Source organism: uncultured Frigoribacterium sp. (assembly GCF_963515265.1).
Classification (GTDB): domain Bacteria; phylum Actinomycetota; class Actinomycetes; order Actinomycetales; family Microbacteriaceae; genus Frigoribacterium.
In genome coordinates, this window is record NZ_CAUPYL010000003.1 from 1 (window position 1) to 15,577 (window position 15,577).

Below are 15,577 nucleotides of genomic sequence, written 5' to 3' on the forward strand. Positions count from 1 at the left end.
GGGCACGAGGGCGGCGCCGGGAGCAGCCGAGGAGGCGCCCGTCACGACCCCGAGGACGAGCACGGCCAGCAGCGCGAGGGGCACGCCCCAGTCGAGCGCGACGGCGCCGCGACGTCGTGAGGGAGCAGCGGGCTGCACGCCGGCGAGCAGGCCCGAGTAGGTGCCGATGGCGCTGCCGGGTGCGGCCGGGACGATGCGGACGCCGCAGGACGAGCACCACGAGCCGCCTGTGGCGAGCGGGGCCCCGCACCGACCGCAGCTCCGCGCGCCCACCAGAGCACCCATCGGCGCCGCCTCTCGTCCCCGGGACCAGCCGTGCCGCCCGCCGCGACCGGCGGCGCGCCCGGCGAGGTCCCCTCGACCGCCGAACCGCCCCAATCTAACGGATCACGAGCTGCGCGGGTCGATGGCGGCCGAAGGGGGCGGCAGACCGATCTGTCCGTCCTCCTCGGCGACCGAGATGTACCCCTGGGACGGGTGGCGGAGGCGCCGTCCCCGTGGTTTCCTCATATGTCGACCACCAGTTCGAGACGCACGAGGAGACGATGATGAAGTTCGCCATGGGGAGCGAGACACTCACGCAGCTGAGCCAGAAGACGAGCGGGGCCGGCGACGACCTCGGCGCCCTGGTCCGCCAGCTGGCCGACGCCGCCGAGCCGCTCGAGGGGCGCTTCAACGGCGCCGGACGAGCAGCCTTCGACCGCTTCAAGAACGAGGTCGACGGCATCTCCGTCGAGCTCAACGCGGCCCTGTCGTCGGTGCTCACCGGCATCACGGGCCAGAACCGCGCGTTCCTCGAGGGGGAGCAGCAGATCGCCGACGAGACCTCGTCGGCCCAGGCGGGCGCCGGCTTCGAGTCGGCCCGTTTCGGCACGCAGGCATAAGGCAAGGGGAGCAGACAGATGGCCAACGCAACGGACCGCCGCGACTACGACCTCGCGGCCTCGGGCAACGCCCAGGACAACTTCAACGCCGTCGCCGGTCGGCTCGAGGCGCTCATCACGCAGCGCGACGCCGACGTCAAGACGGCGATGGCCGACTACCAGGCCGACGGCTCGAGCGAGGAGTACGCCACCAAGGAGCAGCGCTGGAACCGCGTCGCGACCGAGGTGCGCACGATCATCAACACCCTCCGCACGTCCCTGCAGTCGAACGACGAGTCGGCGCAGACCGCCATGCAGCGCGCCAAGGCAGCCGTCGACGGCATCTGAGCCACGTCGCCGCCCGTGACGCGCTCACGGACCGACCGAGAAGGGCCCTCCACCGGAGGGCCCTTCGTCGTCGCGCCGCAGGGGCGGCAGCGCGACAGAGGGCACGACGAACTAAGAAGGCCCTCCAGTAGGAGGGCCTTTCGTCGTCGCGCCGCAGAGGCGGCGGCGCGACAGAAGGCACGACGAACGAAAAAGGCCCTCCGATAGGAGGGCCTTTCGTTCGTGCGCGAGGGGGGACTTGAACCCCCACGCCCTTTCGAGCACTGGCACCTGAAGCCAGCGCGTCTGCCAATTCCGCCACTCGCGCGAACTCGAGAACATTATCATGTCCGAGCGCCCCGTCAGAGCACCTGCGGGGGCCGTCCACGCCGTCCGGCTAAGATCGGGCGACCAGCGACCCCCGAACCTGGAGACCCATGGGACTGCTCGACAACTTCGAACGCGGGCTGGAGCGCGCCGTGAACGGCGCCTTCGCCAAGACGTTCCGTTCGAGCGTGCAGCCCCTCGAGATCACGAGCGCGCTGCGGCGCGAGCTCGACACGAAGGCGGCCGTGGTCTCCCGTGACCGCATCCTCGTGCCGAACGAGCTCCTGGTCCGGCTGTCCCCGGTCGACCACGAGGCGATGGCATCCGTAGGGCCTGCCCTGATCGACGAGCTCACGCAGCTCACGCAGCGGCACGCGACGGCGCAGGGCTACCAGTTCGCCGGTCCGCTCCGGGTCCGGCTCCGGGAGGACGAGGCGCTGAGCGTCGGCATCCTCGCCGTCGACTCGCGCAACGTGCAGGGCGACGTCACGTGGCGACCGTTCGTCGACGTGGACGGCACGCGCCACGCCCTCACCGGCCAGCGCACCGTCATCGGCCGGGGCAGCGACGCGGACATCACGGTGCAGGACACGGGCACGAGCCGCAAGCACGTCGAGATCCTCTGGGACGGCCAGCGTGCCCAGGCCCGCGACCTGGGCTCCACGAACGGCTCGAAGCTCAACGGGGCACCGCTCTCGAAGGCCGCCCTGCAGCCCGACTCGGTCATCGAGATCGGTCGTACGCGTATCGTGTTCCGGGTGCTCCCCCAGTCATCGACGCCCGACCCCTTCGACGGGCCCGACGTCCGAGGGGGATCCTGGTGACCAGTGAGCTGACCCTCTTCGCGCTGCGCTTCGCCTTCCTGGCCGTGCTGTGGCTCTTCGTCTTCGCCGTCGTCTTCGCCCTTCGGTCCGACCTCTTCGGCCAGCGGGCGCGCAAGATGCCGACCGACCAGCAGCCGGGACGCGCCTCCTCCTCCGCCGCCGCGCCTCCTGCGCCCCGGCCCGTGTCCACGCCGGCGCCCGCGCAGCAGCGTCCGCCCGTCGCCCCCTCGTCCGACGGCGCCGCGACGCGCCTCGTCATCACGAAGGGCGCCAAGGCGGGTCTCGAGATGCCGCTCGGCGACGGCCCCCTCACGATCGGTCGGTCGCAGGAGAGCAACCTGGTCATCCGCGACGACTACACCTCGACGCACCACGCCCGGCTCATGCTCTGGAACGGACGGTGGGTCGTACAGGACCTGGACAGCACGAACGGGACGTTCCTCGCGGACGAGCGCGTCACCGTGCCCACTCCGGTGCCGACGGGCGCCACGGTGACGATCGGGCAGACGAGCTTCGAGCTGCGACGGTAGCCGCCCGATGACGACGCCCAAGAGTGCCGCCCTGTCCAACGTGGGCAAGATCCGGTCCAACAACCAGGACAGCGGCTATGCCGGTCAGCAGCTGTTCGTGGTCGCGGACGGCATGGGCGGCCACGCCGGCGGCGACGTCGCCTCGGCCATCGCCATCCGCCGCATCCGCGAGACCGACAAGCAGTACACGTCGCCGGGCGACGCGGAGTTCGCGCTGCAGTCGTCGCTGATCGCGGCCAACCAGCTGCTGGCCGAGACGGTCTTCGAGCACCAGGAGCTCACCGGCATGGGCACGACCGTGAGCGCGCTGCTCCGCGTCGGCGACAGCATGACGATCGCCCACATCGGCGACTCCCGCATCTACCTGTGGCGCGACGGCGAGCTGAGCCAGATCACCGCGGACCACACGTTCGTCCAGCGGCTCGTCGACAGCGGCCGGATCACGGCCGAGGAGGCGGCGGTCCACCCCCGCAGGAGCGTCCTGATGCGCGTCCTCGGCGACGTCGACGCGGCCCCCGAGATCGACACGGCCATCATCGGCACCCAGCCGGGCGACCGGTGGCTGATCTGCTCCGACGGACTGAGCAGCTACCTCGCCGAGGACCGCATCAAGAAGGCCCTCGCCGCCGGGCTCGACGCCGACCAGACCACGCGCCGCCTCGTCAAGGAGACCCTCGACCACGGCGCCCCCGACAACGTGACGGTCGTGATCGTCGACGTCGACGACACCGGCGACTCGTCCGTCGAGCCCCCGGTCACGGTCGGCTCGGCCTCGGCTCCGCTGACGTTCGAGGGCGAGGCCGGTCGCAAGTCGCTGCGGCTGCCGACGATCCTGCTGCACCCCCTCAAGGTCGCCTCGACCCCGGAGGACAGCCACTTCGAGCCCGAGTCCGACGAGTACCTCGCCGAGCTCATCGCCGAGGACAGACGTCGCCGTCGCCGTCGCCGCGTCACCTGGCTGGTGGCGCTGGTCGTGGCCGTCGGCGCCCTCGTCGCCGGTCTGTTCCTCGCCTACCAGTGGACCCAGGACCACTACTACGTCGGCGAGCGCAACGGCACGGTCGTGATCTACAAGGGCGTCCAGCAGACGCTCGGCCCGATCACGCTCAGCGAGGTGCACGAGGTCACCGACGTCCGGGTGGACGACCTGCCGAACTACACGCAGCAGACCGTCGAGGACACGATCAACGCGGACTCGCTCGGCGACGCCCGCGCCATCGTCGAGAGGCTGGCCGATGCCGTCGCTCGATGACCAGCGGTCCGACGAGGCCTCCACCGAGCTGATCGGCCGTCCCGCAGGAGGCGCGGGAGCGTCCCGTGGACCCGCCCGCGCCTCCGGCACCTCGCCTCGAGACCCGGGGCAGGCCCAGAACCTGACGCAGGCGATCACGCTGCGGCTGCGCCAGCCCGCGAAGCTGCGGAACCTCGAGCTGCTGCTGCTGATCGTCGCGGCCGGCATCGGCGCCGGGGCCATCGTCCTCGTGCAGCTCGGAGCGACCGGGGCGATCGACGCCTCCGTGCTGGTGGCCGGCTCCGCCGTGCTCGGCCTCGGGCTGATCTTCCACCTCGTGCTCCGGGTGGTCGCCCGCGAGGCCGACCCGTTCCTCCTGCCGATCGCGCTGACGCTCAACGGCATCGGCATCTCGATGATCTACCGCATCGACCTCGCCTACGGGCGCGAGGGCTGGGCCGCCTTCGGCATCAAGCAGATCGCGTGGACGGTCATGGCGATGACGATCGCGCTCGTCGCGCTGATCGTCGTGCGCAACTACCGGGTGCTCTCGCGGTACCGCTACATCGCGATGTTCGTGTCCATCGCCCTGCTCCTGCTCCCCCTGATCCCGGGCCTCGGCCGTGAGGGGCTGAACGCGCGCGTCTGGATCGACATCGGGCCGTTCTCGTTCCAGCCCGGCGAGATCGCGAAGATCACGTTGGCGATCTTCTTCGCGGGGTACCTGGTGACCGCCCGCGACAACCTGTCGCTGATGGGGCCCAAGATCCTCGGCATGCGGTTCCCGCGCGCCCGCGACCTGGGGCCCATCCTCATCGTCTGGGTCGTCGCCATGGGCGTGCTGATCTTCCAGCGCGACCTCGGCACCTCGCTGCTGTACTTCGGCCTGTTCCTGGTCATGATCTACATCGGCACGGGCCGCGGCAGCTGGATCGTGCTGGGCCTCACGCTGTTCCTCGGGGGCGCCATCGTCGCCAGCACGTTCCTCGGGTACGTCCAGGGGCGCTTCCGGGCCTGGCTGAACCCGTTCGACCCTGCCGAGTACTCGGCCGACGGCGGCTCGTTCCAGCTCGTGACGGGCCTGTTCGGCTTCGCGAACGGCGGCCTCGTCGGCACCGGGCTCGGACAGGGCCGTCCGCAGACGACGCCCCTCGCCGAGAGCGACTACATCTTCGCCTCGCTCGGCGAGGAGCTCGGCCTGGCCGGGATCTTCGCCATCCTGGCGCTCTACCTGCTGCTCGTCTCCCGCGGCTTCCGCATCGGCTTCGTCGGCCAGGACGACTTCGGGCGGATGCTCGGCGTCGGCATCGCCTTCGTCATCGCCCTGCAGGTGTTCGTCGTCATGGGCGGCGTCACGCGGGTGATCCCCCTGACCGGGCTGACGGCCCCCTTCATGGCCGCGGGCGGCTCCTCCCTCGTGGCGAACTGGATCATCGTGGCGCTCCTGCTGCGGCTGTCCGACTCCGTCCGCGACCAACCGAGGCTGGTGATCGGCTGATGAACAAAGAACTCAAGCGCGTGAGCTTCGTGGTGCTCGCCATGTTCGTGGCGCTCTTCATCTCGAGCTCGTACATCACGACGATCCAGGCCGACGCGCTGCGCGCCGACGGGCGCAACTACCGGTCCCTGCTCGCGAGCTACTCGGCCCAGCGCGGTCCGATCCTCGTAGGCGGCCAGCCCGTGGCGCAGTCGGTGCCCGTCGACGACGTCTACGAGTTCCAGCGGACCTACCCGCAGCCCGAGCTCTATGCCCCCGTGGCGGGCTACTACACGCTCGGCCAGGGCTCGCGCGGCGTCGAGGACGCCATGAACCAGCAGCTGACCGGCAACGCGAACTCGCAGTTCTTCGACTCGATCAACTCGTTGCTCACGGGTCAGGACCCCGAGGGCGCCACGGTGAACCTCACGCTCGACCCGGTGGTGCAGCAGGCGGCGTACGACGCCCTCGGCGACAACTCGGGCTCGGTCGTCGCGATGGACCCGGCGACGGGCAAGATCCTCGCCATGGTGTCGAAGCCGAGCTACGACCCCAACCCGTTGGCGTCGCACGACCCCGCGTCGGTCAAGAGCTCGTACGACGCGCTCGTCGCCGACCCGTCGGACCCGCTGCAGAACAGAGCCATCCAGGGCGACCTCTACGCCCCCGGCTCCACGTTCAAGCTCGTCACGGTGGCCGCGGCCCTCGAGAGCGGCGACTACACGCCCGACAGCGAGTTCCCGAACCCGGCGACCCTGCAGCTGCCCGGATCCACCTTCAGCATCAACAACGCCGAGGGCGGCAGCTGCGGAGGCGGCGAGACGGCCACCATCGCCACCGCCCTCCGCCTGTCGTGCAACATCCCCATGGCGCAGCTCGGGCAGGCCCTCGGCACCGACGCCATGGCCGACCAGGCCGCGGCGTTCGGCTTCGGCGACGACTCGATCGACATCCCCCAGGCCGTCACGCCGAGCCGCTTCCCGATCGAGCGCGACGGAGAGCCGATCGACGACGCCACGCTCATGCTGCAGTCGTTCGGCCAGGGCTCGGACCGGGTCACGCCGCTGCAGATGGCCATGGTCTCGTCCGCGATCGCCAACGGCGGCACGCTCATGGACCCGACGCTGATCGAGAGCGTCCTGAACCCCGACCTCAGCCCCGTGGAGGACTTCTCGCCCAGCGAGTACGGGAAGCCCGTCAGCACGGCGACGGCTCAGACGATGACCGACATGATGGTGCAGGACGTCGCGGACGGCGCCGCCAGCGGTGCGAGAATCGCTGGTGTCGACGTCGCGGGCAAGACGGGAACGGCCGAGAACGGCCCAGGCGACCCCTACACGTTGTGGTTCACCGGCTTCGCGCCGGCGGCGGACCCAGAAGTGGCCATCTCGGTGGTCGTCGAGAACGGCGGCGGACTCGGACAGTCCGCGTTCGGGAACAGTGTCGCGTCACCAATCGCGAAGAAAGTACTAGAGGCGGTGCTGAACAAATGAGACCTTCCGGCGGAATCACCTTCGGTGGGCGATACCAGTTGTCGACCCGCGTCGCCATCGGCGGCATGGGCGAGGTCTGGGAAGCCACGGACCTGGTCATCGGCCGAACGGTCGCGATCAAGATCCTCAAGGACGAGTACCTCGGCGATCCCGGGTTCCTCGAGCGCTTCCGCGCCGAGGCGCGGCACGCCGCCCTCGTCAACCACGAGGGCATCGCGAACGTCTTCGACTACGGCGAGGAGGAGGGCAGCGCCTACCTCGTGATGGAGCTCGTCCCCGGCGAGGCCATGTCGACCGTGCTCGAGCGCGACCGGGTGCTGCCCACCGACAAGGTGCTCGACATCGTCGCGCAGACCGCGTCCGCCCTGCAGGCCGCGCACGCCGCGGGCCTCGTGCACCGCGACATCAAGCCGGGCAACCTGCTCGTGACGCCCGACGGCCGCGTCAAGATCACCGACTTCGGTATCGCGCGCATCGCCGACCAGGTGCCGCTCACCGCGACCGGCCAGGTCATGGGAACGGTGCAGTACCTGTCGCCCGAGCAGGCCAGCGGGCACCCCGCGTCGCCGAGCACCGACATCTACTCGCTCGGCATCGTGGCGTACGAGGCGCTGGCCGGCCGACGCCCGTTCACGGGCGAGTCGCAGGTCGCCATCGCGATGGCCCAGATCAACGAGCAGCCGCCCGACCTGCCCTCGACGGTGTCCGAGCCCGTGCGCCGCCTGGTGCTCTCCTGCATCGCCAAGAAGCCGGCCGACCGTCCCGCCAGCGCCTCGGCGCTCGCCCAGGCGGCCCGGGCCCTGCGTCGAGGCGACGTGGCCGCCGCCACCGTCGCGGTCCCGATGATCGGCATGGCCGCCGCCGGGGCAGGCGACGCCGCGACCCAGGCCTTCAGCGCCCAGGACGCCACCACCCAGCTCTACGACCCCACCGGCAGCACGCGCCAGCAGCCGGGCGCCGCTGCCTGGACGCCCGGTGCCGCCGACCCCGAGGCCCAGCGCGGCGAGGGCGACGAGCTGGACGACGAGAAGAAGCCGCGCAGCCCGTGGTTCTGGCCCCTCATCGTGCTGGGAGTCATCGTCCTCGCCGGCGTCGGCGCCCTGATCGCGTTCGCGGTCACCTCGGGCGACCCGACACCGGCACCGACCACCCCCTCGTCGTCGGCCCCCGCGCCGTCGCCGTCGACCACGACGCCCGAGCCCGAGCCGAGCCCGACGACGGTCGCCGTCGACGAGAGCGTCTACGTCGGCCTCGCCGAGGACGACGCGCGCGGCCGCCTCGGCGACCTCGGGCTCGACGTCACGTCCGTCGACGCGACGACCCCGGCTCCCGACCAGGCCGCGGTCGGGACCGTCGCGGGTCTCGACCGCAGCGGCAACGTGCCCATCGGCGCCTCCGTGACGATGTACATCTACCGTGCGGCCCCGACACCCCCGCAGCCGACCGCACCGACCGCCTCCGCCCCGCAGGTGAGCGGCAACGGCCAGGAACAGGTCACCATCTCGTGGCAGGCCTACGGCAACTGCCCCGTGGGGTACACGCTGACCGGCTACACGTACTCGATCACGGGCGGCACGGACTCGGCGGGCCAGACGAGCGGGCAGCTCGGCACCAACGTGACGAGCGTCTCGGTCAAGTCGGCGACGCCCGGCAACATGACCGTCCAGTACGTCGCCGTCTGCGGTCAGCTGAGCTCCGCTCCGTCGGCCGGCGTGACGGTCGCCGTGACAGCACCGCCGATGACCCCGAGCCCGAGCCCGGGCGACGGCAACGACGGTTAGGCCTTCCGCGCCGACCGAGGCCACGATCGTCAGCGACGATCGTGGCCTCGGTCGTCCAGAGGTGTCACGAAGCGCTGACAATCATCCCTCTGGCGTAGGCGGCGGCCCCGTCCGGGGGTCGAGGCCCGGATACACTGGGTCCGGTTCGGAAGGGTCGCGCAGGCAGCGGGGTCCCAGAGGGGAGACTGGCGCGTGGCTGAAGGCGTGAGAGAGGGCATCCACCTCCTCGCCAACCGGTACCAGATCGGCGAGCTGATCGGCCGGGGCGGGATGGCCGACGTCCACGTCGGGACCGACGCGCGGCTCGGCCGCCGTGTGGCGATCAAGTTGATGAAGCCGTCGCTCGCCACCGACCCCGCGTTCCGCACCCGCTTCCGCCAGGAGGCGCAGGCCGCGGCCCGCATGGCACACCCCACCATCGTCCGCGTCTTCGACGCCGGCGAGGAGTCGACCCGTGACCGCAGCGGCCACGAGGTGCAGGTCCCCTTCATCGTCATGGAGTACGTCGAGGGGCGGCTCCTCAAGGACGTCGTCCGCGAGGGCCCGATGGACCCGACCGAGGCCGTGCGCATCACCGAGGGCATCCTCACCGCCCTCGAGTACTCGCACCGGGCGGGCGTCGTGCACCGCGACATCAAGCCCGGCAACGTCATGATCACGCACTCCGGCCAGGTCAAGGTCATGGACTTCGGCATCGCCCGAGCCATCTCCGACTCGTCCGCCACGGTCGCGCAGACGACGACCATCCTGGGCACTGCCCAGTACTTCAGCCCCGAGCAGGCACGGGGCGAGACGGTCGACGCCCGCTCCGACCTCTACTCGACCGGCGTCCTGCTCTTCGAGCTGCTCACCGGCCGCGCGCCGTTCCGGGGCGACTCCCCCGTCGCGGTCGCCTACCAGCACGTCAGCGAAGCACCCGTGCCCCCGAGCACGGTCGCGCCCGCGGTCTCGCCGGCCCTGGACGCCGTGGTGCTCCGTGCCCTCGCGAAGGACCGCTTCGAGCGCTTCCAGACGGCCGCCGACTTCCGGGACGACGTCCACGCCGCCGGCGAGGGGCGCGCGCCCGAACGACGCCGGGCCGCGCCCGAGGCCGGCTCGACGCTCTTCGGCGTCGACCCGCACAGCCGGGTCGGCAGCGAGGCCGCGCTGAAGGAACTCTCCTCCGACGACAACGACCGGCCCCAGCGCACGCAGACACGACCCCCGGTCGCCTGGATCTGGGCGGGCATCGTGCTCGTCGGCATCGTGATCGTCGCCGTGGTGTTCTGGGTGGTGAACCTCCAGCCGCCCCAGATCGACAACGCCCAGACCTCGACCATCCCCGTCGTCGCGGGCAGCACCTACGACGACGTCGCCGCCCAGCTGGGCGACCTCGACCTCACGGTGACGCGCACCGACGCCCCGAGCGACACCGTCGACGAGGGCCTCGTCATCTCGACCGACCCGGAGGCCGGCACGGCCGTGCTGAAGAACTCCGCCGTGGCCGTCACGGTGTCCTCGGGGCCCGTCCAGGTCGCGATGCCCTCCGTCGACGGCCAGCAGCTCGACGCGGCGTGGGCCGCGATCACCGCGGCGGGGCTCGTCCAGGGGCAGCAGGTCTCCGACTACTCGCCCGACGTCCCCGAGAACGGGGTCCTCGAGTCGACGCCGGCCGCCGGCACCCAGGTGGACGTCGGCACCACTGTCGACCTCGTCGTCAGCAACGGCAAGGTGAGCGTCCCCGACGTGACCCGTCAGTCGTTCGAGCAGGCCGTCTCGGTCCTCGGCGACCAGCTCGGCCTGACGGTGAAGTCGTACGTCGACCCCGGCTGCTCCGGCGGCAGCGTGTCCAACCAGTCCCTCCCGCCGGGCGACCAGCCGCAGGGCTCGGAGATCACGCTCGGGGTGTGCAGCGCAGGCTGACCCGCGCCTGCTGAAGGCCACGGCCCCCCACCGCCGACGCGGCGGGGGGCCGACGTCAGCTCAGGTCGACCAGCGGGCTCAGCGAGCGCGCGGTGACCGCCGCCTCCGGCAGGCCGGCGACGCCGAGCCAGTTGCCGATCATCTGGTAGCCGCCCTGGGTCAGGACCGACTCGGGGTGGAACTGCACGCCGTAGAGCGGCGCGGAACGGTGCTGCAGGCCCATGATCACCCCGCCGGAGGTGCGGGACGTGACCTCGAGGTCGCCCGGCACCGTCTCGTCGACGACGGCCAGCGAGTGGTACCGGGTGGCCGTGAAGGGCTGCGGCACGTCGGCGTAGAAGGCGCTGTCGTCGTGCTCGACGCGCGACGTCTTGCCGTGCATCAGCTCTTCGGCGTGCGTGACGGTGGCGCCGAGGGCCTCGGCGATGGCCTGGTGGCCGAGGCAGACGCCGAGCAGCGGCTTGTCGACGGCGAGGGCGGCGTGCACGACGTCGACCGAGACGCCCGCCGCCGCCGGGGTGCCGGGGCCGGGCGAGAGCAGGACGGCGTCGTACTCGGAGATGCGACCGGCGATCTCGTCACGGCCGAAGGCGTCGTTGCGCACGACGTCGGTCTCGGCCCCGAGCTGCTGCAGGTAGCCGTTCAGCGTGTAGACGAAGCTGTCGTAGTTGTCGACGACCAGGATGCGCGTCATTGTTCCTCCACGGTGACATCGGGGGCCGGGATCAGCTCGTTCACGAGCGGGAAGACCCACTCGACCAGGGCGAACAGGACGGCGGCGAGGAGCACGAGCAGCAGCAGGAGCCGCAGCCACCAGGGGCCCGGCAGCACGCGCCAGAGGGCGCCGTACACGGTCAGCCCCCGATCCCGGCCGCGGCCAGGGCGGCGGGCGGGCCGTCCGAGAGAGGCTGCCACGAGTCGAAGACGCCGTAGGCGACGATGCGCTCCTGGGCGGTGAACATGGGGTTGCAGCTGGTGAGGGTGATGAGGCGCTCCCCGGAGGCGGCGGACACGTCGGGCGAGTCGGGCACGGGCTGCAGCACCGAGACCTGGGTCGCCGGCACGTACTGGAGGTTGCGGAAGGCGTAGGTGTACCAGCCGTCGGCCGTCTGGACGTAGAGCTCGTCGCCCGGTCGCAGGTCGGCGACCGCGTTGAACGGGGCGCCGTAGGTCGTCCGGTGCGCGGCGATCCCGAAGTTGCCGACCTCGCCGGGCATCTGCGTGTCGTCGTAGTGCCCGATGCCGATCTTGTTCAGGGTGCGGACCGTGCTCGTGCCGCCCGCGATCGGCACGGCGTAGTCGGCGCCGAAGCGCGGCACGTACAGGTTCGCGAACTGCTCGGCCTCGGCGGGGGCGGCGGTGACCGGGGGGTCGCCGGCCGCGTCTGCAGCGGCGGGAGGCGCCTCCTGCGCCTGGCGCTCGAGCTGCTGAGAGAGCTGCGAGGCCTGGTCCCGGTGCTCGCCCGCCACGACCAGGTCGTTGAACCACTGCTGCCACGCGATGAAGAGCAGCACCAGGACGCCTGCCGTGATGAGGAGCTCGCCGAGCACGCCGACGAACGACACCGGTCGGCGTCGTCGCCGGGGACGACGGCCGTCGACGGAGGCGAGGCGCGCGTCGACGGTCATGGGGTCGATCCTAACCGCGGCGCCTGGGGCCTCGGGGGCCGCGGGCCGGACCCTGTGGACGAGGTGCCGCCCGGCCGAGGAGCCCGTCAGGGCCGCCACGCTAGGATGTGCGCCATGGCTGCAGACAAGAACCCCACCTCGAAGCCCGCCCGCGCCCGCGCGGACCGCTCCGCCGAGGCGCGCCCCGCGGCCGACGCCCCGAACCCGGTGTGGTTCAAGCCGGTCATGTTCGGCTTCATGCTGATCGGCCTCGCCTGGATCGTCGTCTTCTACGTGAGCCAGAGCGCCCTGCCCATCGGCTCGCTCGGCTCGTGGAACATCCTGATCGGCTTCGGGATCATGTTCATCGGGTTCCTCATGACGACCCGCTGGCGCTAGGCGCTCGGGGCCCCGTCTCTCGAACAGGCGTTCGCACTTACACCGCTGTAACTATCCCCACTGTGGACAGTCTTGTGGATAAGTCGGTGGAGAACGCCACTCGCTGAGATCGGACCGGCCCGACGACGAAGGAGGCGGCACCCAGGTGGGTGCCGCCTCCTTCGTTCTGCTCACCTCGCGTCGGAGGTGCCCGGGGGCCGGGTCAGAGGTAGCCGAGGTACATCGCCGAGCGCCCGAGGACGATCAGCAGGCAGACCGCCCCGACGGCGACGAGCCCCGCCGTCTGCAGGCCGGCCCTCGAGCGGTGGCGTGTCTTCGTGTAGAGGAACGACACGAGGGCGCCCACGACGAGCCCGCCGACGTGCGCCTGCCACGAGATGTTCGGGGAGACGAAGCCGATGGCGAGGTTGATGCCCAGCAGGACGAGCAGCTGGACGCCGTTCGAGCCGCCCAGGCTGCGCGCGATCACGAAGAAGCCCGCCATGAGGCCGAAGATCGCCCCGGACGCACCCACCACCGGAGTGGTCGGCGACAGGAGCGTCACCGCGGCCGCGCCGCCCAGCCCGCTGATGAAGTAGAGCGCCGCGTAGCGCGCCCTGCCCAACGTCCGCTCGAGCTGCGCTCCGAAGATGTACAGCGCGTACATGTTGAAGAGGATGTGCAGGACGCTGCCGTGGGTGAACATCGACGTGACGATGCGCCATGGCTCGACCAGAGCGATCGGCGCGTAGTACGAGAACGCCGAGCTGACCACGCCGCCCGTGAGCACCTGCGCGAGGTAGACGACGAGGCTGACGCCGATGAGGCCGTACGTGACGACCGGGGCCCCGCCGCGCGAGGCGCTGCGGATGCTGCCCATGACACGAGGCTGGACACGCGGAGCGGAGGCCTGGGCCTCGCGCACGCACTCCGGGCAGTGCACGCCCACCGCGGCCGGGGTCTGGCACTGGCCGCAGATGGTGCGGCCGCACCGCTGGCAGAGCACGAAGCTCTGCCGGTCGGGGTGCCGGTAGCAGTAGTTCGCGGCGTCGGCGGGGACCTGTGTCACCTAGACCTCGTCGATGGTGACGCTCTCGATCACGACGTCCTCGAGGGGCTTGTCGCGGGCGTCGGTGGGGACGGCCTCGATGGCGTCGACGACCTTCTTGGACTCGTCGTCGGCGACGACGCCGAAGATGGTGTGCTTGCCCTGCAGCCACGGCGTGGCCACGGTGGTGATGAAGAACTGCGAGCCGTTGGTGCCGCGACCGCCCTGCTTGCCGGCGTTCGCCATGGCGAGGACGTAGGGCTCGCCGAAGTTGAGCTCGGGGTGGATCTCGTCGTCGAACTGGTAGCCGGGGCCGCCGATGCCCTGGCCGAGCGGGTCGCCGCCCTGGAGCATGAAGTCCTTGATGATGCGGTGGAAGACGACGCCGTCGTAGAGCCGGTCGGTGCTGACCTTGCCCGTGGAGGGGTGGGTCCACTCGATGGTGCCGGTGGCGAGGCCGGTGAAGTTGGCGACGGTCTTGGGTGCGTGGTCGCCGAAGAGGTTCACGGTGATGGTGCCGTGGTTGGTCTTGATGGTGGCGACAGCGGTGTGCGTAGACATGACGCCATTCTCCCACAGGGCCCTCCGCACATCAGCGGGTGCCCAGCGAGCGCGGTGTTACCTGCCAGGAAGCCTCGTGCCAGACTGGGAGGCCAGCATCGAACCGAGCCGTTGCGCACTAGTCGTTGGAGGAACACTGTGGCCCTGTCACGCAAGCAGAAGAAAGAACTGAAGAAGTTCAAGAAGCACGCGTTCGACGTGTGGTCCGAGCAGCGCGAGGTCGTGAGCCACGCAGGCAAGGTGATCGGCGACGCCCGTGACCACGGAGTCCGGTACGCCAACAAGAACGTGACGCCGCGCATCAAGCACGCCGTCGACCAGAACGTCCGTCCGGCCGTCTCGCAGGGCCTCTCGGCCGGCAGCCACGCCGCGACCGTCGCCCAGGACCGTCTGAAGCACGACGTCTACCCGGCCCTCTCCTCCTACTTCGGCGGTCTCGACCTCGTCAACGACCCCAAGGTCAAGAAGGCCGTCAAGAAGGCCAAGAAGCAGGGCGGCAAGTTCGCCTCGCAGGCCGAGAAGTACGCGCCCGCCAAGAAGAAGTCGGGCCCCGGAGTCGGCGGCGTGCTGCTGATCGGCCTCGGCGTCGTGGCGCTCGGCGGCCTCGTCTTCGCCGCGGTGCAGACGCTCCGTGCCGACGACGAGCTCTGGGTCGCCGACGACGACGCCGACACGAAGGCCTAGTCGCTCAGCCCCCGCACCACCCCGAAGGGCCCGCCTCCTCCCCGGAGTCGGGCCCTCCGTGCACCCCCGCGCCTCCGCGACGAGCGAAGCGACGTCACGGCGGTGACGAGCGAAGCGAAGTCGCCCCATGCCCCGCGGCAACGAGCGAAGCGACGTTGCCCCCCCCCGCGACGAGCGAAGCGACGTCGCCCGCTCCGCAGGCGGCTGTGCCATCTGGGTCGGCGGAGCCGACGCGCTGCGCCGCAGGAGCGGCGGCGCAGCCGAACGAGCACGAACGAAAAATCCCCGCGAACCCACGACGTGGGCGAGCAGGGAAAGGCCTATTTTTCGTGGAGCCTAGGAGAATCGAACTCCTGACATCCTGCTTGCAAAGCAGGCGCTCTACCAACTGAGCTAAGGCCCCGAGGTACCGGGTGAACCCGTCGGAGGACCTTCGGGAGTGGGGCTAACAGGACTTGAACCTGTGACCTCTTCGTTATCAGCGAAGCGCTCTAACCGCCTGAGCTATAGCCCCCGGACCGTCGTAAAGCCTACAGCACCACGA

Annotated in this window: 16 protein-coding genes, 3 tRNA genes and 1 pseudogene; 11 read left to right on the top strand and 9 right to left on the bottom strand. The window is 70.7% G+C overall.

Annotated features, from left to right (window positions below):
• Positions 1–285, bottom strand: a pseudogene (locus RWM17_RS00730) (hypothetical protein); the annotation flags it as partial.
• 212 nt (positions 286–497) lie between these two features.
• Between RWM17_RS00730 and RWM17_RS00735 the strand changes: the two are divergent.
• Together RWM17_RS00735 and RWM17_RS00740 are read left to right on the top strand one after the other, a co-directional pair.
• Positions 498–884, top strand: a complete 387-nt coding sequence (locus RWM17_RS00735) for a hypothetical protein (RefSeq protein WP_314100643.1) — start codon at positions 498–500, stop codon at positions 882–884.
• 18 nt (positions 885–902) lie between these two features.
• Complete coding sequence (locus RWM17_RS00740) at positions 903–1,211, top strand: pore-forming ESAT-6 family protein (protein WP_194614162.1); 309 nt, start codon at positions 903–905, stop codon at positions 1,209–1,211.
• Between the two features lie 223 nt (positions 1,212–1,434).
• Here the strand turns inward: RWM17_RS00740 and RWM17_RS00745 are convergent.
• Positions 1,435–1,518 (bottom strand) — tRNA-Leu (locus RWM17_RS00745).
• Between the two features lie 109 nt (positions 1,519–1,627).
• Here RWM17_RS00745 and RWM17_RS00750 point away from each other — a divergent pair.
• The 7 genes from RWM17_RS00750 to pknB all read left to right on the top strand — a co-directional run bounded on the left by RWM17_RS00750 (position 1,628) and on the right by pknB (position 10,755).
• Positions 1,628–2,341 carry a DUF3662 and FHA domain-containing protein gene (locus tag RWM17_RS00750; protein ID WP_314100644.1) on the top strand — a complete coding sequence of 238 codons (714 nt, stop codon included), beginning with the start codon at positions 1,628–1,630 and terminating at the stop codon, positions 2,339–2,341.
• Positions 2,338–2,871, top strand: a complete 534-nt coding sequence (locus RWM17_RS00755) for an FHA domain-containing protein (RefSeq protein ID WP_399539835.1) — start codon at positions 2,338–2,340, stop codon at positions 2,869–2,871. The genes RWM17_RS00750 and RWM17_RS00755 overlap by 4 nt, the downstream gene beginning before the upstream one ends.
• Positions 2,872–2,878: 7 nt before the next feature.
• Positions 2,879–4,123 (top strand): protein phosphatase 2C domain-containing protein, encoded by a 1,245-nt coding sequence (locus RWM17_RS00760; RefSeq protein ID WP_314100645.1) that lies wholly within the window; start codon positions 2,879–2,881, stop codon positions 4,121–4,123.
• The gene (locus RWM17_RS00765; RefSeq protein ID WP_314100646.1) at positions 4,107–5,600 is read left to right on the top strand and encodes an FtsW/RodA/SpoVE family cell cycle protein; all 1,494 of its coding nucleotides are present in this window, start codon (positions 4,107–4,109) and stop codon (positions 5,598–5,600) included. Before RWM17_RS00760 ends, RWM17_RS00765 begins: the two co-directional genes overlap by 17 nt.
• Positions 5,600–7,072 (top strand): penicillin-binding transpeptidase domain-containing protein, encoded by a 1,473-nt coding sequence (locus RWM17_RS00770; protein WP_314100647.1) that lies wholly within the window; start codon positions 5,600–5,602, stop codon positions 7,070–7,072. The genes RWM17_RS00765 and RWM17_RS00770 overlap by 1 nt, the downstream gene beginning before the upstream one ends.
• The gene (locus RWM17_RS00775) at positions 7,069–8,853 is read left to right on the top strand and encodes a protein kinase domain-containing protein (RefSeq protein ID WP_314100648.1); all 1,785 of its coding nucleotides are present in this window, start codon (positions 7,069–7,071) and stop codon (positions 8,851–8,853) included. The genes RWM17_RS00770 and RWM17_RS00775 overlap by 4 nt, the downstream gene beginning before the upstream one ends.
• 192 nt (positions 8,854–9,045) lie before the next feature.
• Complete coding sequence (pknB, locus tag RWM17_RS00780) at positions 9,046–10,755, top strand: Stk1 family PASTA domain-containing Ser/Thr kinase (protein WP_314100649.1); 1,710 nt, start codon at positions 9,046–9,048, stop codon at positions 10,753–10,755.
• Between the two features lie 55 nt (positions 10,756–10,810).
• Here the strand turns inward: pknB and RWM17_RS00785 are convergent, their stop codons facing one another.
• From RWM17_RS00785 to RWM17_RS00795, 3 genes are read right to left on the bottom strand one after another with little or no spacing between them, the layout of a single operon-like run.
• Entirely contained in the window at positions 10,811–11,449 is a 639-nt protein-coding gene (locus tag RWM17_RS00785; protein WP_314100650.1) for a glutamine amidotransferase-related protein, read from the bottom strand.
• Entirely contained in the window at positions 11,446–11,607 is a 162-nt protein-coding gene (locus RWM17_RS00790) for a hypothetical protein (protein WP_314100651.1), read from the bottom strand. Before RWM17_RS00790 ends, RWM17_RS00785 begins: the two co-directional genes overlap by 4 nt.
• A gap of 2 nt (positions 11,608–11,609) precedes the next feature.
• Positions 11,610–12,383: a class E sortase gene (locus RWM17_RS00795; RefSeq protein ID WP_314100652.1), complete on the bottom strand. Its 774-nt coding sequence runs from the start codon at positions 12,381–12,383 to the stop codon at positions 11,610–11,612.
• Between the two features lie 114 nt (positions 12,384–12,497).
• Here RWM17_RS00795 and RWM17_RS00800 point away from each other — a divergent pair, with 114 nt between their 5' ends.
• Entirely contained in the window at positions 12,498–12,761 is a 264-nt protein-coding gene (locus RWM17_RS00800) for a cell division protein CrgA (protein WP_123547410.1), read from the top strand.
• Between the two features lie 202 nt (positions 12,762–12,963).
• On the opposite strand, the gene RWM17_RS00805 is transcribed toward RWM17_RS00800, so the two are convergent.
• Both RWM17_RS00805 and RWM17_RS00810 read right to left on the bottom strand, forming a co-directional pair.
• Positions 12,964–13,809: a rhomboid family intramembrane serine protease gene (locus tag RWM17_RS00805; protein WP_314100653.1), complete on the bottom strand. Its 846-nt coding sequence runs from the start codon at positions 13,807–13,809 to the stop codon at positions 12,964–12,966.
• On the bottom strand, positions 13,810–14,349 hold the full coding sequence (locus tag RWM17_RS00810; protein ID WP_123547408.1) for a peptidylprolyl isomerase: 540 nt from the start codon (positions 14,347–14,349) through the stop codon (positions 13,810–13,812).
• Between the two features lie 138 nt (positions 14,350–14,487).
• Between RWM17_RS00810 and RWM17_RS00815 the strand changes: the two genes are divergently transcribed.
• A complete protein-coding gene (locus RWM17_RS00815) occupies positions 14,488–15,033 on the top strand; it encodes a hypothetical protein (RefSeq protein WP_314100654.1) in 546 nt (181 codons plus the stop codon).
• A 330-nt stretch (positions 15,034–15,363) separates the two neighbouring features.
• Here RWM17_RS00815 and RWM17_RS00820 read toward each other — a convergent pair.
• Both RWM17_RS00820 and RWM17_RS00825 read right to left on the bottom strand, forming a co-directional pair.
• Positions 15,364–15,436: transfer RNA gene (locus RWM17_RS00820), tRNA-Ala, on the bottom strand.
• 37 nt (positions 15,437–15,473) lie between these two features.
• A tRNA-Ile gene (locus RWM17_RS00825) sits at positions 15,474–15,547 on the bottom strand.
• Positions 15,548–15,577: the final 30 nt, after the last annotated feature.